This is a genomic window from Microbacterium sp. ZW T2_14 (assembly GCF_044987405.1).
Classification (GTDB): Bacteria; Actinomycetota; Actinomycetes; order Actinomycetales; family Microbacteriaceae; genus Microbacterium.
The window spans coordinates 39,010-61,296 of the sequence record NZ_JBJDRK010000026.1; the positions used below are offsets into that span (position 1 = coordinate 39,010).

Below are 22,287 nucleotides of genomic sequence, written 5' to 3' on the forward strand. Positions count from 1 at the left end.
GATGGTCGATCAGGTGAACGATGTCGTCTGGCGCGCGGTGTTCCCGCACCCGGGCGACGAAGATGCTGCGGCGCTCTACTTCCGGAGCACGGGTGCCACGGCGACTCGTCACGGCATCGTGCTCGACGCGGGCGCCGAGCTCTCGCTCGCCACGTACTTCGGAGCCTTCCCCGCGGGTTATTGGAGGCACTCGACAGGGCTGTCGGAGGTGCGGCTCGAGCTCGAGATCGGCGGTAGCGCCGACATCGTGGTGCGCCGTTCCGCCGCGGACGGTCGTGTGACGGACGTGGCCCGCCTGCCCTCGAGCACCGGCGCGGTCGGGGTGGACGTCGGCGTTGCGGACGACGAAGGCTGGATCTGGCTCGAAGCAACGGCGACGGACGCGGGAGCCGAACTGCGCAATATCGTCTGGCGTTCGCCCGCCCCCGTGCGGCGCGGGACGACCGCGACGGTCGCGATCACCACCTTCGATCGCGAGGCCGACTGTCTCGCCCTCCTCGAGCGCTTCACTTCCGACAGCTCGTGGGAGACGTTCGTCGACCGCATCCTCGTCGTCGATCAGGGCACTCGTCCGCTCTCCGCGTCGGCCGGCTTCGAGCGCGTCGAAGCGATGCTCGGCGAACGGCTACGCATCGTCCGGCAGTCGAACCTCGGTGGATCGGGAGGATTCAGCAGGGGCATGGTGGATGCCGTCGAGGAGACCGACTCCCCTTTCGTGCTCCTGCTGGACGATGACGTGCGGCTCGAACCGGAGGCGATCGCGCGGCTGTTGTCGTTCGCATCCCGCACTCGCGAGTCGACGATAGTCGGCGCCCACATGCTCAGCCTCGTCGATCGCACCCGCCTGCACTCATTCGGTGAGCGGATCTCGCGGCGGGGCTTCTGGTGGGGACCTGTCGAACCCGCGCTCTCGGGGATCGACCTCGCCGTGCACACCGTCGACAACACGCCCGCACTGAGCCGCCGCATCGACGTCGACTTCAACGGATGGTGGATGTGCCTGCTGCCGGCGCACCTGATTCGTGAAAGCGGAGCCTCACTGCCCTTCTTCATCAAGTGGGACGATGCAGAGGTCGGGCTCCGTGCGGCGACAGAGGGTGTGTCCACCGTCACCCTTCCGGGTACGGCGCTCTGGCACATGCCATGGACGGCCAAGGACGACGGGCTCGACTGGCAGGCCTACTTCCAGCTGCGCAACCGCATCGTCACCGCACTGCTGCACGGCGGGCGAGGGGTACTTGCGCACTCTCTCGCACAGGACATCAATCACGTGCTGTGTGCGCAGTACGGGTCTGCACGCGTGCGCAACACCGCTCTACGCGACGTGCTCAGCGGTCCGGCACACCTCGATCCGGTCCTGTTCGCGGGCCCAGGGCGTGCGAGCGCGATCCTGGCTGGTGTGGGCCAGCGCATCATCCCCGCTGACCACGCGCCGGCAGGCGCGAATGCGACGCCGCAGCGCCCGGTCGGGCTCGCCGCGACGGCCGGTCGCGTGGTCCGCGTGCTCGGCCACCAGCTGCGATCCACCCGCCGACCCGCAGCGGCCACGAGGCTGTCCCGTACGCAGGGCAAGTGGTGGTCGATCGGAGTTAGCGACGTGGCCGTGGTCGAGTCCGCCGCCGCCGGACGTGTCTTCGTCTTCCGACGGGACCGGACCTTGGCGCGCATCGAGCTCTGGGCCGCGATCCGTCTGCGCGTGCGTCTCTGGCGGAACTGGCGGCGGCTGACCCGTCAGTACGGTGAGGCGGCATCGTCGCTGGCATCGACCCGGGCCTGGCGGGCGAGGTTCGCAGAATCGGATTCCCGCGCTCCGTAGACTGTCTTCGGCGCCGCAGCGCCGGAAAGGCACCGCACCCTATGGATCTCCTCATCGTCGGTTCCGGCTTCTTCGGGCTCACCATCGCGGAACGCGCCGCAGCATCCGGACGCAAAGTGACGGTCATCGATCGACGTCACCACATCGGCGGCAATGCGTACAGCGAAGCCGAGTCGAACACGGGAATCGAGGTGCACAAATACGGCGCGCACCTGTTCCACACCTCCAATGCGACTGTGTGGGAGTACGTCAATCGCTTCACCGACTTCACCCGCTACGTGCACAGGGTATACACCACCCACCGAGGCGTCGTCTTTCCGCTCCCGATCAACCTCGGGACCATCAACCAGTTCTTCCAGGCCGCGTACACGCCGGATCAGGCCAGGGCCCTCGTGCAGGAGCTCGCCGGCGAGTTCGATGCGAAGAATGCCGGTAACCTCGAGGAACGCGCCATAGGACTGATCGGCCGCCCCCTTTATGAGGCGTTCATACGCGACTACACGGCCAAGCAATGGCAGACCGCGCCCACCGACCTCCCAGCCGAAGTCATCAGCCGGCTCCCGGTGCGGTACACCTACGACAACCGCTACTTCAACGACACGTGGGAGGGCCTACCCGTCGACGGGTACACCGCGTGGCTGGAACGGATGGCGGACCACCCGAACATCGAGGTGAAGCTGAGCACCGACTACTTCGACGCCTCGCAGCCGCTCAACAAGGCCGACACGGTCGGCCGGGTTCCGGTCGTGTACACCGGGCCGATCGACCGCTACTTCGACTATGCGGAGGGAGCGCTCGGCTGGCGCACGCTCGACTTCGAGCAGGAGGTGCTTGAGATCGGGGACTTCCAGGGCACCAGCGTCATGAACTACGCCGACGCGGACACCCCGTACACACGCATCCACGAGTTCAAGCACTTTCACCCCGAACGGGCAGACCGTTACCCGGCCGACAAGACGGTGATCGTCCGCGAGTTCTCGCGCTTCGCGACTCGCGACGACGAGCCCTATTACCCGGTCAACGCGCCGCAGGACCGTGCGCGGGTGCGGGCGTATCGGGACCTCGCGGCGGGGGAGAGAAGCGTCCACTTCGGTGGTCGTCTGGGAACGTACCTGTACCTCGACATGCACATGGCTATCGGGTCTGCGCTCTCGATGTGGAACAACCAGCTCGCCTGACGTGACCGGACTCAGCTGGCTCGCGGTGCTGCCCGCGTTTCTCATGGCGGTCATCGTGCTCGTCGTCCCCGGGCTGATCGTCCTCGCTCAGCTGCGACTCGGCGTCGCCGCGAAGGCGGCGCTCGCGGGTGCCGTCTCGGTGGTCGCGATCGGTGTCGCCGGCATGGTGTTCTCAGCGCTCGACCTGCCGTTCGCGATGTGGCAGCCCCTCGTCGTCGCAGTAGTGGCGGCCGCGGGCGTCACGCTCGTGCGCCGGTCCGCGCCGACCCTCGGGCCGCGCGGCTGGTCGCTGGCGCCCCTCGGCGGGGTGTGGGCGCTGGCGATCATCGTCATCGGCCTCGTCGCGTTCATCGCGGTCCAGAACCCAGCTCTGGTAAGCCAGACTTACGACAACGTCTTCCACCTCTCCGCGGTGGCCGCCATCCTCGAGCACGGAGATGCCTCGTCGCTCACGCTGCGGACGCTCATCGAAACCGATCGATCGCTTGCGTTCTATCCGTCGGCGTGGCATTCGCTGGTGGCGCTCGTCGCGCAGTCGACCGGCGCCGCCATCGGGCTGTCGGCGAACGCCACGTGGCTCGCCGTCTGCGCTGTGGTCTGGCTGCCGGGGGTGGCGTGGCTCTCGCATATCCTGTTGCCGCGATTCCCCCCGACGGAGGTCGCCCTCGTCGCGCTTCCGCTCGCTGCAGCCTTCGGTGCAATGCCCTACCCGTTGCTGGCATGGGGTGCGCTGTATCCTACGTTCCTGGCGACCGCGCTGCTCCCGGTCGCGGTCGGTCTGCCGGTGCTCGGCTGGCGCGCCTGGCGCGCTGCCCGAGCCAGCAGCCGAGCATGGGTGCTCCTCTGGGCGTCCGGTGGGACGATCTCCGCGCTCGCCGCGATCACGTTCGCCCAGCCCCGGGTGCTCGCGACTTGGGGATTGCTGATGGCGGTCCCGTTCGTCGCCGTAGTCGCCGGGTCGGTGCGGCGCGGATGGCGAGCCGGCGGCGCATCCCGGCGCCGCACCGGCCGACTACTGGTTCTGGGCGCCCTGCTGACGCCGCTGACGTGCGCGGCCGGGATCTGGTATCTCGTTACCTGCCTCGGGCTCTTCGAGCGGCCGCTGAGCGATCGGCTCGACGGTCCCCAGGCTCAGGCCGTCCAACCGGTCTGGGCGGGGCTGTGGCAGGTGCTGTCGCAGTCGTGGCTCACGGGTGTCGGAACGTCAGCGACCTGGCCATCGCTTCTGCTCGCGGGCGCCGTGATGCTGGGGGCGGTGGCGGCGTGGCGGACGCGTCGCGTGCGATGGGTGGTGGTCGCCTTCGCGCTGCTGGCCATCATGTTCGCTCTCGCGGCAGGTTCCGACGACATCCTGACGAAGCTCGTCGCGGGGCTCTGGTACAAGGACAAGTACCGGCTCAGCTCCGCACTGCCGGTACTCGGCGTTCCGCTCGCGACACTCGGCGTGCTGACTGCCGTTCGTTGGCGCCGGCCGCAGGTCGACGCTCGACGTCGGGTCCTCGCCAGTGCTGTCGCCTGGGTCGTCGCCGGGACGTCTGCCCTGACGCTCGCGCTGACCGGCACCTCCGGGGCAGTGGCTCACGCCTTTCGGATGCCCGAGGTCGATGCCGGCGATGCGGTCGTGTCGCAGCGACAGGCGGAGTTCTTCGGGGATCTGGAACTCCGGGTGCCCGCCGATCAGCGCGTGCTGGGCGATCCCTGGGACGGCTCTGCGTGGACGCTTGTCTTCGGCGCTCGTGAACCGGTGTTCCCACATGTCAACGGGCAATGGGACGCCGATCGGCTGACGGTGGCGTTCCATCTGGCCGACATCGAGTCAGACCCCGCCGTCTGCGCGGCCCTGGACAGACTTCGCGTGCGCTACGTGGTGCACGACCCGCACGAGTTCGGTGGGGGAGACCCCTCTGGCAACCACTTCCCGGGCCCCCACGCCGCCGTGGACGCGGGTCTGTTGACCCTGGTGGAGTCTGCCGGCACCACAGGTCTGTATCGCATCGACCAGTGCGGTGCTCTGGAATGACATCGCGTCAAAGGTCGGGTCGCGGTGACGGCGCGCGCCTCAACTGAGGAGCCGGCGGGATGCCATCTCGTCGAGCGAGCGCTCGTACGCATCGGACTCGACTGATTCACTGCGGACCCACTCGGCGAACGCGCGAACACCGGTCTCGAACGGGACCGAGGCCGCGAAGCCCAGAAGGTGCCGGGCGCGTTCGACGTCGGCGACGTTGTGGCGTATGTCTCCGACCCGGTATCTGCCGGAGACATGCGTCGGCACATCGCTACCGTAGGCGTCGAGAAGTGCGGCGACCACGTCGCGCACTGTCACCGAAGCGCCGGTACCGATGTTGAGCACGGCGCCGTCCGCCCTCGGATCGAGGGTCGCGCGATACGTCGCTTCGACGACGTCGTCGATGTAGATGAAGTCGCGGGACTCAAGGCCGTCCTCAAAGATGTTGATGTCCTTGCCCAACCGGATGAGCGTAGAAAAGATCGACAGAATGCCCGTATACGGGTTCTTGAGGGACTGGCCGGGGCCGTATACGTTCTGATACCGCAACGTCACAGGTTCCACGCCGAGCGCGGGTGCCACCGTCATCACGAGCGACTCCTGAGCGTGCTTGGTGATCCCGTAGACGCTCGACGGATGAACGAGGGCGTCCTCGGACGTCGGGATCACCGTGAGCGGGCCCTCACCAGACATGGTGACGTCGAAGCGTCCCGCGGCCATCTCAGTCGCGGAACGGTGGGGAGGGTACACGACGCGGCCATCAGCCGTCCTGTACGATCCCTCGCCGTAGACGGCGCGCGAGGAGGCGAGCACAATTCGTCGAACGGCGTGCGCGCCTTCCCCCAGGACATCGAGCAGCTTCGCAGTTCCGCCCACATTCGTCGCGACGTAGCGGTCGATCTCGTACATCGACTGACCGGTCCCAGTCTCGGCAGCGAGATGGATGACAATCGTCGCGTCTCGGATCGCCTGGCGGATGTGCTCAACGGACTCGACCGTGCCCCGGATGACGTGAGCGACCTCCTCGAGTCGCCTCACCGTGTCTGCGACGGCGTCCGGGTTGCCGTGCACCTGGGGGGTGAACGCGTCCAGCACCGTGACCCGGTGTCCGGCCGCGTGAAAGCGCCGCGTGAGATGCGAGCCGATGAAACCGGCGCCCCCGGTGATCAGAACATGCTCCGTCATCATTCTCCTACGCGCCTATCGCCTCGATCGATGGGGCGGGAGTGGGATGCCATCGATCGGTCCGATCCTAGTGTGCCCCGCGCAACGATGCCCGCCGCGACCCCGTCGTGGAAGAACGCCTGCGGTCCCGCTGGTCGCCGGCTACGAGGCGGTGTGCCTACGAGGCGGTGTGATGATCCGGATGTTCGACGTGCTCCTCGACAAGCGTGATGGGGTCGGGACCAGGCGAATGTGGGAACACCCAGAGCGTGTAGAGGACGTAACGGAACCCCGTCGCCAGCGTCTGCCCGATAAGCGTTCCGGCGATGTTGTCGGCCAAGAGGCTGTCGAATCCGAGCACATATCTCGAGAACGCGAGGCACCCGAGCTGCAGCGCGATCGCGGCGACGTTGACGACGGCATACCTCCCGACTTGCGTGAAACTGATCGGCGCTTTGCGATCACGGTATGTGAGCAGCTTGTTGCCGAGGTAGGTCACGACCAGGCCCGCAACGACGGCGATCGTCTTGGCAATAAGCGGTGCATCGAAGAGGGGCCCGTGTCCACCCGCGAAGACGAGCAGGTTGTACACGACCGCATCCACGACGAAGCCCAGTCCACCGATCGCAAGAAAGATCGATCCTCGGCGGAGATTCCGTACGAAGAACTCCTGCCGATGCGTGCGCGCACTCATGATGTCGTCGCCTCCCCGTCCACACACAAGGGGACATTCGGGGGCCCTGTGATGATCAGGGACGATCCGTCGAGGGTTTCGACGGTGTACGCACCGTCTTTCACTTCGAGCTCGCGAGGCTGTCCCTGGCGCCCGTCGTCGTCGACCGCCGCGATCCACACAGCACCGCTGCCGTCCGCATCGAGGACGGATCCCGAGGGAACGACCGTCCCCTGCCCGACCGGTGTGCAGCGAGCCGGTTCGTCGGCGCGTGCGACGGTTACGCCCAGGTTGACCAGTGCCGTGAGTCTCGCCTCGTCGCTGAATTCGATCACCGGGAGGCCGTCACGCTCGTGGAGGGTCTGCAGAGCGGAGATCGAGGGCGTCACGTAGACGGGCTCCGGGCTGGCTTCCAAGTCGATCTGCGAAGGGAACTCCTCAGCCAGAGCGATTCCCGCGGAGATCGCCTGGTGCCCGAAATTCTCGCGAACGGCGTCCGACCTTGCGGTCGTGACGAGCGTTCCGAGGTTGTAGATGCCGACGAAGGCGACCAGGCCGAGTGCGAGCAGCAGTCGCGCATCGGACGCGGCAATCGCGCGTGTCACCATGAGCGCCACCGCGGCGGCCAGTGCGACGAAGAGGAAGTAGACATAGCGGTTGGAACTCGCCGACGCCAGCGAGGTGCCCCATCTGCTGTAACCGGTCATGGCGGCGAACACTACGCCTGCTCCCACCATGCCGATCGCGGCGAGCAGCTCGGCGGTGAGCTTGCGACCGAGCGATCGGAGAGTCCAGAGGCCGATCAGCGCGACGATCACGGCACCGATGTACGGCAGCGGGATAATGCGCCCCAGGCCCTCGACGAACATGAATCCCATGTACTGGGGCACGAGCAGAATTTCGGCGCCGGTCGCGCGGAGGTAGGCGTTTCCGTTCGGGCCGGCGATCGCGAAGTACCACGAGAGGTATGCGAGCATCGGGACGCCGACGGTGATCATCAGCTTCCGCCACCCGTGCATGCGCCAGACGACGAGCGCGACTGGGACGAAAAGAGGGAGCGCGGTGCCCGATGTAGCTGCGCCTACGAGGAGCAGTGCGGTCACACCTGCCACGCCGCCGACGCCGAGTCCAGGTCGGAGGGCGATGAGAACGGCACCGAGCCCGCACGCGATCGCGCCAATGTAGCCGAACTGGAACCCCCAGAGAAGGTTCTCAGCGCCCGCTCCGAGCACGAGGAAGACGGCGACCAGCCCTGTCGACACCCACCTGGCGCTGCCCACGCGATTCAGGAGCCGCCACAGCAGGTGGGCGGCGATGACGTGCGTGAGGATCTCGAGCAGGAGGAACGGCCAGTAGCTCGATAATCCGAACACCGCCTGGAGCGCCATCCAGACGAGCACCGGGACGGTGCTCCAGTGTCCGGCGTGCCCTCCCCAGAGCGTCTCCGCAGGTTCCCACATGAACCGCCACTCGTCGTAGAAGAACCACTGGGTGCGCGCGATGAACGCGACGGTGGCGAAGCCGACGACGAGGGAGGCGTAATGCGCGATGGTCGCTGAGCGGTCGCTCCGCAGCGCGTCCAACGCGCGCTGCGGAGTGCTGAGCCGGGTCGTCGCGTCGACCATGTCGAACTAGATTGTCCCCTCGTCGATCGCGTTGGCGATCCAGGGGATGACCTCGTCGAGCATGTCCTCGAGCGTCGTCGTCGCCTCGAACCCGAGGACTTCCTTCGCTTTCGTGACATCGGGAACCCGCTTCTGCACGTCGTACTCGAAAGCAGGGTCGTTGACCAGGTTCAGAGGCACATCGGCACCCTTGATCTTGCGCCAGATCACTTCGGCGAGTTCGACGACCGTGTGACCGGCGGCGGTCGAGATGTTGAAGTCATTATTGAGCGCCGCTGGGTGATCCAGGCTCAGCACGATCCCACGGGCGAGATCGCCGCCATAGGTGTAGTGGCGGACCTGGTTTCCTTCACCGAGGATATGCAGCGGGTCCTGGCCCTTGAGTACCTTCTGGACCAGGTCGGGGACGACATGGCTCATGGCGAGCTGGACGTTGCCCGAGTGGATCTCGACGTCGCCGAGCGCACGCGACTCGCCGATGCCCACGCAATTGAACGGGCGAAGGATGGTGTAATCGATGTCGTACTGCCCTTTCGCGGCGCGCGCGAAGTACTCGACCGCCAGCTTCTGGAAACCGTAGGAGGACAGCGGGGGAGGGACGATCAGCTCATCGCCCTCCTTCGACGGCCAGCGGTCGGTCGACTCGAAGACCATCGATGACGACATATAGGTGACCTTCTTCAGCTTGCCGCCCGCCTTCTTCGAGGCGATCGCGGCGTCGCACGACGAGGCGATGATGCGCTCGTTCGCGGCGATGAGGTCGTACTGATACGTGTGGAAGTACGAGATGCCACCGATGAGCGCCGCGCCGGCGATGAAGTGGTCGCAGTCCATGAGCAGCTCGGTCATGCGCGCCGTGTCGGTGACGTCGGCGATGACCAGCTCGTAGTTCGGGTTGTCGTCGTACGACTTCTTAACGGGGCCGTACTTGGAGTAATTGTCGACTCCGACGACCTGGTAGCCCTGTCGAAGCAGTTCTTCGACCACGTACCCACCGATGAAGCCGGCAGAGCCGGTGATCAGGACCTTTTCCATTACCTGTTTCCCTTCGTGCCGCGTGCGGCGTCTGCAACGTCCGCGACGGCCAATGGGCGGCCGAACGCGAAGAAGTACCAGCGCAAGTACTTGGGGATCCACTTGCGCAACTGGAAGTTCGAGGCCCCCGCGGTGCGGTCGAGCCAGATCGTGGGCAGTTCGGCGACGGGAAGGCGCGCGCGGCGCGCCTTCGCCGTCAGCTCGAGGCCGATCTCGAAGCCGTCACGGGACTGGATCTGCACCGTACGGACGAAGTCCGCGTTGTAGGCCTTGAACGAGTTTGTCGCGTCGCGCGTGCCGATGCCCGCGAACAGGTGGAGCGAGTTTCCGGCGAGGCGCGAGAGCGTGCGCTTCAAGCGCGGCCCCCCGATCTGCTGGCCGCCGGCCATGTATCGGCTGCCCGCGGCGACAACGACCCCCCGCTCGACGAGAACGGTGAGCTCGTCGATCTGGCGGGGGTCGTCGCTTCCATCCGCCATGGTGACCACTACGGTCGGGGCGGCGGCGGTGTCGAATCCGTACCGAAGTGCGTGCGCTGGACCCCGACCGTAGGAGCTGATAACGCAGCGGATGCGGTCGTCCGTGGACGAGAACCTTTCCACGACGGGGATGGTTGTGTCTTCTGGCGTGTCGACGACCACAAGGAGCTCGAAGGGGAGCGTGACCGTTGCCGCGACACGCGACAAGAACGGGGCGATCTCCTCGCCCTCGTTGTACGCGGGGACGACGATCGACACGCGCGGCTCACTGCTCAAATGAGCACTCCGTTGCCCAGAATGTTCCAGACGTCGGCCACCGGCTTGTCCGTTTCTATGTCGCGGTACTCCTTGTGCGGCGTTGCGACGATGAGGATGTCAGCGCGGCCGAGGACCTCGTCCAGGGAGAGAAGCGAGGAGTCGATGGATGCCGGAACGTGAGGGTCGGTCGCGATGACCTCGTGTGCCTTGAAGCGGAGAACACGCTGGAGCTTGTAGGAGAGGCTCGAGCGGATGTCGTCGGAGCCTGCCTTGAATGCCATGCCGAGGATACCCACCGTCTTGTCGGAGAGATCGTGGCTCTGCTCGAGCTGGCTGGCGATGTACAGCGGCAGCCCCTCGTTGACGAGCATCGCGGCGTGACCGAGTTGGAACGTGTTGTCGCTGAACGCGGCGAGTTGCATCGTGTCCTTGAACAGGCAAGGACCGGCGGCGAACCCGGGACCGGGCATGTCCTGCGCGCGGGGATAGTCATGCGTGAGGCCGGCACGAACTCGCTCGAAGTCGACGCCCTTCGAGTTCGCCATCATGTAGAACTGGTTCACCGCGGCGAACTTGATGTATCGCCACGTGTTGGTGAACAGCTTCGCAAGCTCGGCTTCTTCGGGCGTCAGCTCGACGATCGAATCGGTGAGGCATCCGAAGAGGACGCCGGCGCGCTCGATCGCCCGCGGCGTGTAGCCGGAGACGATCTGGGGCAGTTCGAAGAGCTCTGTCATCGCCTTGTGCTCGGCGATCCGCTCCGGGCAGAAGGCGACATCCATGTCGATGCCCATCTGCTCCACCATCTCCCGCACGAGGGCGGTGACACCGGGATAAATGGTGCTGCGCAGCGCCAGGAGCTGACCGTCGCGGAAGAACGGGGCGCACGTCGACAATGCGCGCGGAATCGCATTGGGATCGGGGTTCAGGTGCTCGTCGACAGGGGTGCCGATCACGACGATGACGTTCTCGGCCGAGGCGACCGCCGAGGGGTCGGTGGTCGCCGTGAGCATGCCCTCGGCGACGACCTTCGCCAGTACCTCGTCGGCCCCGGGCTCGATGAACGGCATCTGGGCGTGCCGGATCCGTGAGACTGCCGCTTCCGCGACGTCGTACACCACGGTGCGCTGTCCGCGACTCGCTAGGGCAATGGCAAGGGGCAGACCTACGTGCCCGCCACCACCTACGACGACGACGTCATTTTCGAACGACACCCTGGATACCTGCCTTCTCGCACTGACAACCTTGGAATCATATCCCGATGCTTTGTGATGCCCATGCTCGGTGTCTCGTGGGCGATGGAGCCCCGCAGACCCCTGCGCCTCGGCCCGTCTGCAAAGGTGCCGGGACCTTGTGCGGCGCCGTGGTGGCGTGAGCTGGCCGCCCACCGACTTCAGGTCAGCGCTGGACGCGGTATGACCGGCAGCACGTGCTCGTGAGACAGGACTTGGGGCAGCCACACGGACGAGCCGTCGAAACCTGCTCACAGCTTTGTGCGGGCCACCGCAATCACCAGCGCGATCGCCGTGGAATGTCACGATCTTGTCCGCTACCGGCTCGTCGGTGTGACAAGTATCGCATCCAGCGCTTCGCCAAGCGGCTCTGCGAGGATCGTCGAGAGGGTGTTCGTGAGGTGTGAACCGGGCGTGTCCTGATACGCCACGACGTTTCCGAGGACCACCTTGCAGCCGGAGTCGTCGCAGAAGTTGTCGGTCAGATCGACCAAGGGTACGTCGAGTTCTGTGCTGAGCGTCTGGATTGTGTCCGGATAGGCATCCAGAGCGTCTGCTCGTGAGGTTGTGCAACTCGCTGCAACGGCGGCAGACCCCCCACTGTTGTCAACGCACTCCTGTGACTCGGCGGGGTTGAAAGGGACATCCGCAACGAGAACCAATGGCACGCCGGCGTCCCTCAGCGCCGCTACATACGCCGCCCGATCATCTGCCGGCGTCGCCGAGTTCCGGTACGCGCTGTAGAGCACGAGGTCGTAATTCCCACCGGCAATCGAGCCCAACCACTCGGGGCTACCAGCGCAGGACTCTCGAAGGCCGTCGTCGCAACTCATGCCGACGTACGTGGTGAGGCGCCACCCGCGCTGTTCGACAAGCGACTTCACCGCGGGAATCAGGTGGGCGGCGTGGGAATCGCCCACGATCGCGACGGAGAACTCGGAGTCGGGACTCCCGTACTCGCAGGACGAGGGCTCCTTACCCGCCATGTCGAAGCAGTCATACATGACGCCGAAGTCTTGTTTGCGATCGGTGATGAGGGGAGTGAGCGGGGTTTCAGGAGCCGTAGTCGCAGCAATGCTCGGCGCCGGCATCGCAGCCTGTTGCCGAGCTGCCGCAGCCGACGTTTGGTCCATGCCAATGATGACGGATCCCGTAAGCGCGGTTACAGCGAGCATCCCGACTGCGGCGGGATAGAAGGATCGGCGCACCGTGACTCGCCACATCGCACCGAATCTGAACGGATCCTCGATCGTCGCTTTGCTGATTGCGGCGAGCGCGATCGTGAGCGCGATGACAGCCAGCTTGCCCAACGTGTCCAGCGGCGCGCCCAGAACGAAGGGGGCGACGATGATCAACGGCCAGTGCCAAAGGTAGATGCCGTACGAGATATCACCGAGATAGGTGAGTGGGCGTATGCGCGATGTCGCTGCGGGGGATAGCGGACCTGGAACGTTGCCTGCCCAGAGAAACAGCATCGTCCCCAGCACCGGCACGAGCGCGGCGGTCCCAGGGAATGGCGTCGTCTCGGTGATGAGGAAGGCAGAGCCGAATATGAGGACGACCGAGACCCATGATGCCGCCGTCCGCACCGCCAGGGCGCGCCGAGGCGATGCGGCTTCAAAGCCAGCGTGAGGGACGAAGGCAAGCAGGCCGCCAGCCGCGAACTCCCATGCGCGGCTTGTCGTGGCAAAGTAGGCGAGACCCGGCTCGGCGTCGGTGAGCCACAGTGAACCGAGCAGCGATGCCACGAAGATCAATCCGATGGCGACGAGGGCGCAGAGACGGATGCGCGTTGCGAGCGGGGTGCCTGCGGCGTCGAACGTCGATCGTCGACCAACGCCACCGCTGGTTTTCTTTGCCACAATAATCGCGAGCAGCAGTACGAGAGGCCACGCAATATAGAACTGCTCCTCGGCTGAGAGTGACCAGAAGTGCTGCGAGATCACGGCCTGCTGGTCCTGCTCGAGGTAATTCACAGAGCTGCTGGCCAGCGCCCAGTTCTCGACATACAACGCTGAGGCGATGATGTTTCGCAGGTTCGCGCGCCACTCGGATTGGGGGAGAAACGCCAAGACCAGGGCGACTGAGACGAGCAGCACCACGCTTGCAAGCGGAAGCAGGCGGCGTGCGCGATTTCCCCAGAACGAGAAGAGGCGCAGTCCGTCCGGTCGCAGACTGCTGCGCAGAAGGTGGGAGGTGATCAGGTAGCCGGAGATAACAAAGAAAACGTCGACCCCGATGAAGCCGCCGGAAAGGCGACCCGGCCATAGGTGGTACACCACCACGAGGCCGACCGCGATGGCACGCAACACCTGGATCTCGGGTCGCAAACCCGACTTGGCCGCTTTGCCCCTTTGAATACGTTCACTCACGGTCGGAACAACACGCTTCCACCTCGGGCACAACGTATTGGGCTACCGGTGAGCATCACCATCACGTCCCTCCGGCCTTCCGCTTCGCGTCACCGAGCGGAATGCGCGGGTTCGTCCTACCGACAGGGATTCTAGCCGAGGAGATTCTGGGAGAAGACACGGACCGCCGGCGACCTGCGAGGTAGCGCGCAACGCTCGAGATCGGCGGAGAGGACCGGGAGGGCGATGGTTGAATGCGGCACGTCGACGAGGTCGCCGCTGTCCCCGAGCGGCCTGGTCGTCGACCGCCCAATAGACTCGTGTCCGTGACAACAGCCGCCGTCGGCGCTCCCGGATCGGCCCGGCGCTATCTCCACTCGTTGTGGCTGCTGTCGGCGCGCGATCTCAAGGTGCGCTACTCCACGAGCGCACTCGGCTACCTCTGGTCGGTCCTCGACCCGCTGGTCATGAGCGCGATCTACTGGTTCGTGTTCACGCAGGTGTTCCAACGCACGGTGGGGCACGAGCCGTACATCGTTTTCCTCATCACAGCGCTGCTTCCGTGGGTGTGGTTCAACTCGTCGGTCTCGGACTTCACACGAGCCTTCAACAAGGACGCACGCCTCGTCCGCTCGACCGCGATACCTCGCTCCATCTGGGTCAACCGCATCGTGCTCAGCAAGGGCATCGAGTTCCTGTGCTCGTTGCCCGTGCTGGCACTGTTCGTGATCGTCTCCCAATTCACCAACACCCCGGCTCAGCTCAACTGGGGGCTGTTGTGGGTGCCGGTCGCCGTCCTCCTGCAGACGGTCCTGCTTGTGGGCCTTGGTCTGCTCGTCGCTCCGCTGTGTGTGCTGTGGACAGACCTGGAGCGCACCACCAAGCTCATCCTGCGCGCCCTCTTCTATGCGTCGCCCGTCATCTATGGTGTCGAGGACCTGCCGGGCGCGTTCGAGACGCTCGCCGCATTCAACCCCCTCTCCGGGATATTCGCCCTCTACCGCGTCGGGTTCTTTGCGGACGAGTGGGACGCCTGGGTCATCGGCGTCGGCGCCGTCATGTCTTTCCTCTTCCTCGCCCTTGGTGTCTACATCTTCCGACGGCTCGAACGACCTATGTTGAAGGAGCTCTGATGACGGCATCCGATCTCGCGATCGAGGTGCAGGATCTCGGCGTGCGCTTCCGCCGCAATCGGAGGGGCCGCCGCAGCATCAAGGACCTGTTCTCCGACTCGTCTCGACGCGCGAAACCGGGGGAGTTCTGGGCGCTGCGCGAGGTCAGCTTCGATGTGAAGCCGGGCGAGTCGATCGGCGTCGTCGGGCGCAATGGGCAGGGCAAGTCGACGCTCCTCAAGCTCGTCGCCGGAGTTCTCCTCGCCGACGAAGGAACGGTCTCGGTCAACGGTGGCGTGGCTCCGCTGATCGAGATCACAGGCGGGTTCGTCGGTGATCTCACCGTGCGCGAGAACGTGCGTCTCACCTCGGGTCTGCATGGGATGTCGAAGGCCGAGGTCTCGCGACGCTTCGACGGCATCATCGACTTCGCCGAGCTCGAGGACTTCATCGACACGCCCTACAAGCACCTCAGCAACGGCATGAAGGTGCGGCTGGCGTTCGCCGTCGTCTCGCAGCTCGAAGAGCCGATCCTGCTGGTCGACGAGGTTCTTGCCGTGGGCGACAAGGCGTTCCGCGAGAAGTGCTACCGGCGCATCGATGAACTCCTTGCCGATGGGCGCACGCTCTTCTTCGTCTCGCACAGCGAACGCGACCTGCGTCGCTTCTGCACGCGAGGGCTTTACCTCGACAAGCACCGGCTGGCGATGGATGCCCCGATCGGCGAAGTCCTCGACCGGTACAACGCCGACTACCCGACGGGCTCCTGAGGTCAGGCCTGTGCCGTCGCCGCCTCGAGTGGCGGCATGGGCTGCCACGAGGCATCCTTCGCGATCCTGTGTCCGTCACGCAGGCCGCGGAAAAGGTTCGAGGTGCCCCGCACTGTGCGCTCGACGAGCAGCAGGCGAATCAGCTCCTTGCCGAACGTCAGGCTGGTACCGATCCCAAACAGCACCGGGTTGTAGACACCGAGCGAGCGGTAGTACTTCTTGATGTATGCCCGGTTGCGCATGATGTAGTAGCGGTACGCGTTGCTCGACGCGTTCATGTGGCGGATGCCCATGTCCCACTGCTTGATCTCCCGCGTGCGGCGCAGCACGAACTCGTCGACGATGACCGACTTCGTCTTGCGTGACGCCAACCAGCCGTACATCTGGTCGTCCCAGTAGATGAAGAACCGGGGGTCGGGCAGGCCGATCTGCTGAACGATGTCGCGGTGGATGAACATGCCCTCGAAGCATCCGGAGTTCATGGGCTTGTAGCCGGAGCCGTCGAACTCCGCGGGTGCGAAGGGAATCGGGATGGCAAGGGGCTCGGCCACACGGTACTGCCAGTAGAACGCGCTGCCGTCGTAGTCGTAGCGGCGGCCCTGAATGCTCTTGAACCGAGGCGCCCACTTGCCCATCTTCGCGAGACCGTCCGGCAGCACCTCGACGTCGTCGTCCATGAGCCAGATCCACTGGGAGCCGAGCTCGTAGGCGACGCGCATCCCCTCGCTGAATCCGCCCGAGCCGCCCGTGTTGGTCTCCATACGACGGTAGACGAGCGTCGCAGGCTCGAGGCGCTCGCGGAACGATTCGACCACATCGGTCGTATCGTCGGTCGAGGCGTTGTCGATCACGACGATGTGTCCCGGCTTCGGGTCCATCTCGGTGATGCTGGTCAGCAGTCGCGTGAGCAGCCCCGACCGGTTGTAGGTCACGACGGCGATCGTTGCGGTGGTCGGATCGAACTGCGCGGAGGCGGACGAATCGTGGGTCACGGGGGCTGATCTCCGGAGAAAGGCGGCGGGCGCCGAGACGTCGGGCCGGAGGAAAGCCTACCCTGCCGCCCCGTCGTCTCCCTGGGCGTGGGGGAGCCCCGTCGCCTCCGCAGCGCCGTCGCCCGCGGCATCCGTTCCGCTGCCGAGGCTCTCGCGCCAGGAGCGTGACTGACCCGCCCGCACCGCACAGAGCACGAGCATGAGCCAGCCGAGCCCGGTCAGGGCGAAGCTCTCGAACATCGAGTCGATGAGGATCGTGACGAGGATGAGCGGCGTCCACGCGTAGACGACCGAACGGCGTTCGCCGGCGACGAGCCACGAACGCGCCAGCGCCAGCGCCGACATTGCGACGAAGAGCACCAGGCCGACCCAGCCGAGCTGCAGGGCGACGTCGAAGTACGCGTTGAGGCCGGTCGCGTGGTCGGTGCGGAGCCAGAAGTTGATGGCGTTGAACGGGTACTCCTGCTGTTCCCAGACGCCGAACCACCCGAAGCCCTGCACCGGCTTCTGGCGGAGGATGTCGACCATGAAGTTCCACAGTTCGACGCGCATGGAGAAGTCGGTGCCGGCGCCGAGGAGGGCAATGATCGGATGCCGTGCCACGTAGCCGACGAACACGCCGACGACGACGAGGGCACCGAGTGCGAGCTGCAGACCGGCTCGACGCTCGGCCCGGGCGTGGCGCACCAGCGCGAGGGCTCCGACGGCCAGGCCGACGCCCAGCGCCAGCACGACGACGGTGGGGGAGTCGCTGAGCGCGGCCATGCCGCCGGCCAGCACCACGGAGGCGACGGACAGCCCCGGTCGTACCGACTGAGTGCGGTACTCGATGAGGAAGGTGATGAGCGCGATCACGGCGACGAAGCCGAGCAGGTTGCGCGTGCCGAAGATGCCCTGCACGGGACCGAGCTGGGCGATGTTGCCCTGGATGCCGAGGAAGGTGAAGGGGATGTCGAGCAGGATCCCCGACAGCAGTTCGAGCGCGAGCGACACGCCGAGGAGCACGCGCAGCACGTCGCCGAGCGCCCGGACGGTCTGCAGGGTGTCGCGCACGTGGCCGATGACGACGGCGAGGAACGCGAGCGCCGCCATCGACACCCAGCTCCAGAACGATGTGGCGGGGTCGCCGCTCCAGGCGATGCTGGCGAGCGCCCACCCGACGAACACGAGGACGGTCGTCGGTACGAGCCTCAGCAGCGCGATCTCCCGCCTGCGCGCCACCATGACGGCCACGCCGAGGACGCAGAGCCCGGCCACGATGGTGACGTAGGTGACGTGCCCGGCGATGCGCTCGATCGCGTACGCCGAGAAGACGGTGGCGAAGACGACGAGCGTGAAAGCGCGGGCGAAGGATGCCGAGTCCAGCAGTGCACCCAACCACCCGAGCGGTGCGGAGCGCGGTGTGTCGGTCACGCGTCGCGCCCTGCCGGGCCGCCCTCGGCGGTGGCCCCGGTGGCCCCGGTGACGCCGGTGGCCCCGGTGGCCCCGGTGGCTGCGGCGGCGGCACTCGGCTCGGCGTCAGCGGCGCGGCCGCGCGCCTGCCGTGCTCGTAGGCCGCGCCGGCCACCGGGCTCGCGGCGTGCGGACTCGTGGCTGTCGACGGCGTCGCCGCGTTCGATCGCGGCGCTCTGCTCGGCGGGGCCGACCCCGACGTGCGGCGACTGCTTGATCTTCGCGCCGAGCATGACGACGAAGAGCCAGCCCCACAGCAGCAGGGGAGTCGACTCGGCGAGACCCTGCACGAGGAGGATCGCACCCACGAGAGTGGGCAGCAGCGTCAGCGGCGAGTAGGGACGATCGGCCCGGAGATCCCAGCGGGGCCGGTCCACGGCGAAGAACCACGCCCGCCACACGAACGCCAAGTAGAGGAGCGCCAGCAGCAGCACCCCGATGATGCCGAGCTGCATAGCGACGTCGACCCACATGTTATGGGCCTGCATGACCGTCTGGCCGTGGTCGATGATCCACTCGTCGAACGCCGGATCGGACGGCACCCACGGGGTCGCGAAGCCCCAGCCCACCCAGGGGCGTTCCGCCGCCCGGGCGAGCACGGCCTCCCAGATGCCCTCGCGACCGGTCAGGTCGGCACTGCGGCCGAGGGCGGTGAAGATGGCGTCGCGCAGCAGCCAGAGCGCCAGGAGTCCGCCGATGCCGACCACCGCGTAGCCGACGTAGTACTTGGTGCGCTCTCCGGGCCTGGTGGCGGTGCGCATGAGGAGCACGGTGACGAGGACGACGGCGACCGCGGCGGCGGTGAGGTAGGCGGTCGCCGATCCGGCGCGCAGGAACAGGAACGCCGAGAGCCCGACCCAGATCCACAGGAACGTCCGACGAGGCGCACCGGATGCGAGACGGATGCCGAACACGATGATCGCGAGCAGCGCCACGGGAGCCAGCAGATTGGCGTTGCCCATGATGCCTTGGATGCGCTTGTCCCATTCGAAGAGGTTGTTGCGCGACCAGTACTCGATCGGGTCGTCCGCCGTCTCGACGACGAAGCCGGGCATCAGCGGTGCGCGCACGAACACCCAGACCCACAGTTCGAACAGGAACGACAGCGCCACCGTCCACTTGAGCGCCGAGGCCACCGCCCGCACGAGTTCACGCCACGTCAGCACGCTGCCGATGAACAGCGCCTGCACGGTGGTGATCCAGAGCAGCAGCAGCGTGAGCGCGCTCGCCGCCGGCCACGCCGACCATGCGAGCGACAGCGTGGCCCAGGCGACGTAGGCGACCACGAACCACGGCAGCCGCCGCCACTGCACGGGCGGGCGCAGGACGATCCACAGCACGACGGACAGCAGACCGCCGGCGATCGTGATGACGGTGGCGGTGAGCTCGCCGAACGCGTGCACCCAGGCGGTGCCCGACAGCGACATGAACAGCACGAAGATGCACCAGCCGCGCAGCATGAGGTGGCCGGTCTTCTCGCGGACCGGCGGTCCCGGGGGTGCCGACGCCGGGTGCTTCGAGTGGACGGCCATCGCCTCACAGCGTACCCGGTGGCTTCCGCGATCAGCGGGGCTCGAGACCGTGGGGGCGAAGGCCGCCTGGCTAGGCTGTTCGGGTGCTGATCCCGCTTGCCAACGACCCCCGTGACTACGCCTGGGGCTCGACGTCTCTGCTGGCCGATCTCGAGGGGCGTGCGCCTGCCGATCATCCCGAGGCGGAAGTGTGGTTCGGGGATCATCCGGGCGACCCGTCCGAGACGCCGGACGGTCGGACGCTCGACCGCTGGATCGCCGACGACGGCGCCGCGTCGGGCATCGACGAGCCGCTGCCTTATCTGCTGAAGCTGCTGGCCGCGGCATCCGCACTCTCCATCCAGGCGCATCCCTCGAAGGCGCAGGCAGAGGCCGGCTTCGCGCGAGAGGAGGCCGCCGGGATCCCGCGGGACGCCGCCGAGCGCACCTACCGCGACGACAACCACAAGCCCGAGCTGATCGTCGCGCTGAGCGAGACGTTCCGTGCGCTCGCGGGACTGCGCGAGCTCGACGCGACGCGCCGCCTCCTCGCCGCGCTGGGACCGGGCGCCGCGCCGCTGGCCGAGCGGTTGGCCGAGGGGGATGCCTCGCTCTCGGCCGTCATCGGCTGGCTCCTGTCGGACGGTGCCGATGTCGCGCGGGACGTGATCGCGGCCGCCGTCGCGGGCGACTCAGACGAGTTCGCCGCGGAGCTGGAGCTGGCCCGCACGCTGGATGCGGGGTTCCCGGGGGATCCCGGCATCGTCGTCGCCCTGCTCATGAACCTCGTGACGCTGCGATGCGGAGAGGGGCTGTTCGTGCCGGCCGGCGTGCTGCACGCCTACCTGGACGGACTCGGCGTCGAGCTGATGGCGGCGAGCGACAACGTGCTGCGCGGCGGCCTGACGCCGAAGCACGTCGACGCGAGCGAGCTCGTGAGCGTCCTCGACCCCACGCCGGGGGTGCCGCCGGTGATCCACGCGCGCACGCTGGGTCGCGGCATCCGTCAGTACGACGTGCCGGTCGATGATTTCGCCCTCCTCGCCGTCACCGCAGCGCCGGACGGCGTCGACGTGACGCTGGCGGGACCGGCGATCGCGGTCGCGACGGACGGCGCTCCCGAGGTCGCCGGACTCGCATCGGGCGGCACGAGCGTGCTCGTCCCGGGGGCCGCGGTGCTGGTCACCCCCGACGAGGGCGGACTGCGCGTGACGGGTGACGGTGAGCTGTTCATCGCCCTCCCGGGGCGCTGAACGGGCTCACCTCTGCGCTTTCTCATCGGACCGTTATGACAGCGGGACACGCCGTCGGCGCGTCGTGAAGGTTCAAGAGGTAGTTGAGCGTTTACTATCTGCGACTTGACCTCGGTGAACTACACGGGTGTAATTATCCGTACACGCACCAGCGTGGAGCAGGATCACGGGGGGTGAGAACGACATGACGGTTTCTCAATACCGTTCCGGCGTTCCCGACGACTGGTTCGTCGATCCGGTTCAACTGGGGGTACCGGGGGTTCGCCGCAACATCGGCGCGGAAGAGGACAATCCGCTCGCATGGCAGACCGACGCACTGTGTGCGCAGACCGATCCGGAGGCGTTCTTCCCTGAGAAGGGCGGCTCCACGCGTGATGCGAAGCGCATCTGCACGTCGTGCGACGTGCGAGGCGAATGCCTCGAATATGCGCTGCAGAACGATGAACGGTTCGGCATCTGGGGCGGTCTCAGCGAGCGCGAGCGTCGCAAGCTGAAGCGTCGAGCGGGCTGAAACGCACGCCGGTCGGCCGGTTCGATCCGGCCGACCCGGCGCGTTCGCCCGGGGTCTCGGACACCCGCGCCTAGGCTGACCAGGACATGCCCACCGCAGCACCGACCCCTGTGCCGTCGAGCACCAGTGCGCCATTGACCAGTCCGCCGTCGAGCACTACGCCGCCGAGCACTATGCCGTCGAGTGCTGTGCCGTCGTCCCGTCCGTCGTCGAATCGGATTCACGCCGTTCTCGTGGTGCGTCCCGATGGGCGCACGCCCGCGGCCTTCCATCTGCGACGCAGCCTCGCGGCGCTCGCTGAGCAGACGCGTCAGGTGGACGTTCTCACGATCATCGTCTGCGGCGGCGACGATCGTCTCTTCGAGATCGCGGATGCCGCGGGCGCGGCGTCCGTCGTCAAGGCTCCGGCTTCGACCGGCTTCGCTGCGGCGACGGCCCTCGCGCCCCTGCAGGCGAGCGACGGCGAGGGCGGGCAAGAGGCGGACAGCGGCTCCGGAGCCCTCTGGCTGCTCGCTCAGGACACTGCGCCGGAGCCTGACGCGCTCGCCCGCCTGGCGGGGGCGCTGGAGCTGTCGCCGTCGGTCGCCTTCGTGGCCCCGAAGCTGGTGCGGTGGGACGACCGTTCCGAGATCGTCTCGCTCGGAGTCAGCATGACCCGGTTCGGCCGCACGGTGGGCCTCGCCGACGACGAGCTCGATCAGGGCCAGCACGACGCGCAGGAGGATGTGCTCGGCGCCGACGTGCGCGGCATCCTCGTCCGCTCGGACGCGTGGAGCCGACTCGGCGGTCTTGACCGCGGGCTGGCGGGTGCCGACGAAGGGCTCGACCTCGGGGTCCGGGCGCGGCTGGCGGGGGGGGGGGGGTCGC

Annotated in this window: 18 protein-coding genes; 8 read left to right on the top strand and 10 right to left on the bottom strand. The window is 66.8% G+C overall.

Translation table 11 applies throughout. The features are described from left to right. Position 1: 1 nt before the first annotated feature. Genes ACI3KY_RS10555 through ACI3KY_RS10565 form a run of 3 tightly spaced genes read left to right on the top strand, consistent with a single transcriptional unit; the run spans position 2 to position 5,014 of the window. Positions 2 to 1,816: a glycosyltransferase gene (locus ACI3KY_RS10555; RefSeq protein WP_404930127.1), complete on the top strand. Its 1,815-nt coding sequence runs from the start codon at positions 2 to 4 to the stop codon at positions 1,814 to 1,816. Between the two features lie 41 nt (positions 1,817 to 1,857). Continuing rightward, complete coding sequence (glf, locus tag ACI3KY_RS10560; protein WP_404930128.1) at positions 1,858 to 2,994, top strand: UDP-galactopyranose mutase; 1,137 nt, start codon at positions 1,858 to 1,860, stop codon at positions 2,992 to 2,994. Position 2,995: 1 nt separating this feature from the next. Continuing rightward, on the top strand, positions 2,996 to 5,014 hold the full coding sequence (locus ACI3KY_RS10565) for a DUF6541 family protein (RefSeq protein WP_404930129.1): 2,019 nt from the start codon (positions 2,996 to 2,998) through the stop codon (positions 5,012 to 5,014). A gap of 39 nt (positions 5,015 to 5,053) precedes the next feature. Here the strand turns inward: ACI3KY_RS10565 and ACI3KY_RS10570 are convergent, their stop codons facing one another. The 7 genes from ACI3KY_RS10570 to ACI3KY_RS10600 form a co-directional block, all read right to left on the bottom strand. Next, a complete protein-coding gene (locus ACI3KY_RS10570; RefSeq protein WP_404930130.1) occupies positions 5,054 to 6,190 on the bottom strand; it encodes an NAD-dependent epimerase/dehydratase family protein in 1,137 nt (378 codons plus the stop codon). Positions 6,191 to 6,344: 154 nt separating this feature from the next. Beyond that, a complete protein-coding gene (locus ACI3KY_RS10575) occupies positions 6,345 to 6,860 on the bottom strand; it encodes a GtrA family protein (RefSeq protein ID WP_404930131.1) in 516 nt (171 codons plus the stop codon). Then, positions 6,857 to 8,464, bottom strand: a complete 1,608-nt coding sequence (locus ACI3KY_RS10580; protein WP_404930132.1) for a hypothetical protein — start codon at positions 8,462 to 8,464, stop codon at positions 6,857 to 6,859. The genes ACI3KY_RS10575 and ACI3KY_RS10580 overlap by 4 nt, the downstream gene beginning before the upstream one ends. 6 nt (positions 8,465 to 8,470) lie before the next feature. Then, complete coding sequence (locus tag ACI3KY_RS10585; protein ID WP_404930133.1) at positions 8,471 to 9,499, bottom strand: NAD-dependent epimerase/dehydratase family protein; 1,029 nt, start codon at positions 9,497 to 9,499, stop codon at positions 8,471 to 8,473. Beyond that, on the bottom strand, positions 9,499 to 10,236 hold the full coding sequence (locus ACI3KY_RS10590; RefSeq protein WP_404930134.1) for a glycosyltransferase family 2 protein: 738 nt from the start codon (positions 10,234 to 10,236) through the stop codon (positions 9,499 to 9,501). Before ACI3KY_RS10590 ends, ACI3KY_RS10585 begins: the two co-directional genes overlap by 1 nt. 14 nt (positions 10,237 to 10,250) lie before the next feature. Continuing rightward, positions 10,251 to 11,624: a nucleotide sugar dehydrogenase gene (locus ACI3KY_RS10595; RefSeq protein ID WP_404930135.1), complete on the bottom strand. Its 1,374-nt coding sequence runs from the start codon at positions 11,622 to 11,624 to the stop codon at positions 10,251 to 10,253. A gap of 161 nt (positions 11,625 to 11,785) precedes the next feature. Next, on the bottom strand, positions 11,786 to 13,840 hold the full coding sequence (locus ACI3KY_RS10600; protein ID WP_404930136.1) for an acyltransferase family protein: 2,055 nt from the start codon (positions 13,838 to 13,840) through the stop codon (positions 11,786 to 11,788). A 305-nt stretch (positions 13,841 to 14,145) separates the two neighbouring features. On the opposite strand from ACI3KY_RS10600, the gene ACI3KY_RS10605 reads away from it, so the two are divergent. Together ACI3KY_RS10605 and ACI3KY_RS10610 are read left to right on the top strand one after the other, a co-directional pair. After that, positions 14,146 to 14,952, top strand: a complete 807-nt coding sequence (locus tag ACI3KY_RS10605) for an ABC transporter permease (protein WP_404930137.1) — start codon at positions 14,146 to 14,148, stop codon at positions 14,950 to 14,952. Beyond that, complete coding sequence (locus tag ACI3KY_RS10610) at positions 14,952 to 15,701, top strand: ABC transporter ATP-binding protein (RefSeq protein ID WP_404930138.1); 750 nt, start codon at positions 14,952 to 14,954, stop codon at positions 15,699 to 15,701. The genes ACI3KY_RS10605 and ACI3KY_RS10610 overlap by 1 nt, the downstream gene beginning before the upstream one ends. Before the next feature lie 2 nt (positions 15,702 to 15,703). Here the strand turns inward: ACI3KY_RS10610 and ACI3KY_RS10615 are convergent, their stop codons facing one another. Genes ACI3KY_RS10615 through ACI3KY_RS10625 form a run of 3 tightly spaced genes read right to left on the bottom strand, consistent with a single transcriptional unit; the run spans position 15,704 to position 19,677 of the window. Further along, the gene (locus ACI3KY_RS10615) at positions 15,704 to 16,693 is read right to left on the bottom strand and encodes a glycosyltransferase family 2 protein (protein ID WP_404930139.1); all 990 of its coding nucleotides are present in this window, start codon (positions 16,691 to 16,693) and stop codon (positions 15,704 to 15,706) included. 57 nt (positions 16,694 to 16,750) lie between these two features. Next, positions 16,751 to 18,106, bottom strand: coding sequence for an O-antigen ligase family protein (locus tag ACI3KY_RS10620; RefSeq protein WP_404930140.1), 1,356 nt, complete (start codon positions 18,104 to 18,106; stop codon positions 16,751 to 16,753). Next, positions 18,103 to 19,677, bottom strand: a complete 1,575-nt coding sequence (locus tag ACI3KY_RS10625) for an O-antigen ligase family protein (protein ID WP_404930141.1) — start codon at positions 19,675 to 19,677, stop codon at positions 18,103 to 18,105. Before ACI3KY_RS10625 ends, ACI3KY_RS10620 begins: the two co-directional genes overlap by 4 nt. An 83-nt stretch (positions 19,678 to 19,760) precedes the next feature. Here ACI3KY_RS10625 and manA point away from each other — a divergent pair, with 83 nt between their 5' ends. From manA to ACI3KY_RS10640, 3 genes are all read left to right on the top strand, one after another. Beyond that, the gene (gene manA / locus ACI3KY_RS10630; protein ID WP_404930142.1) at positions 19,761 to 20,909 is read left to right on the top strand and encodes a mannose-6-phosphate isomerase, class I; all 1,149 of its coding nucleotides are present in this window, start codon (positions 19,761 to 19,763) and stop codon (positions 20,907 to 20,909) included. Between the two features lie 184 nt (positions 20,910 to 21,093). Further along, positions 21,094 to 21,420 (top strand): WhiB family transcriptional regulator, encoded by a 327-nt coding sequence (locus tag ACI3KY_RS10635; RefSeq protein ID WP_284445015.1) that lies wholly within the window; start codon positions 21,094 to 21,096, stop codon positions 21,418 to 21,420. Positions 21,421 to 21,653: 233 nt separating this feature from the next. After that, the coding region (locus ACI3KY_RS10640; protein WP_404930143.1) for a glycosyltransferase family 2 protein at positions 21,654 to 22,287 on the top strand (634 nt) is incomplete at its 3' end.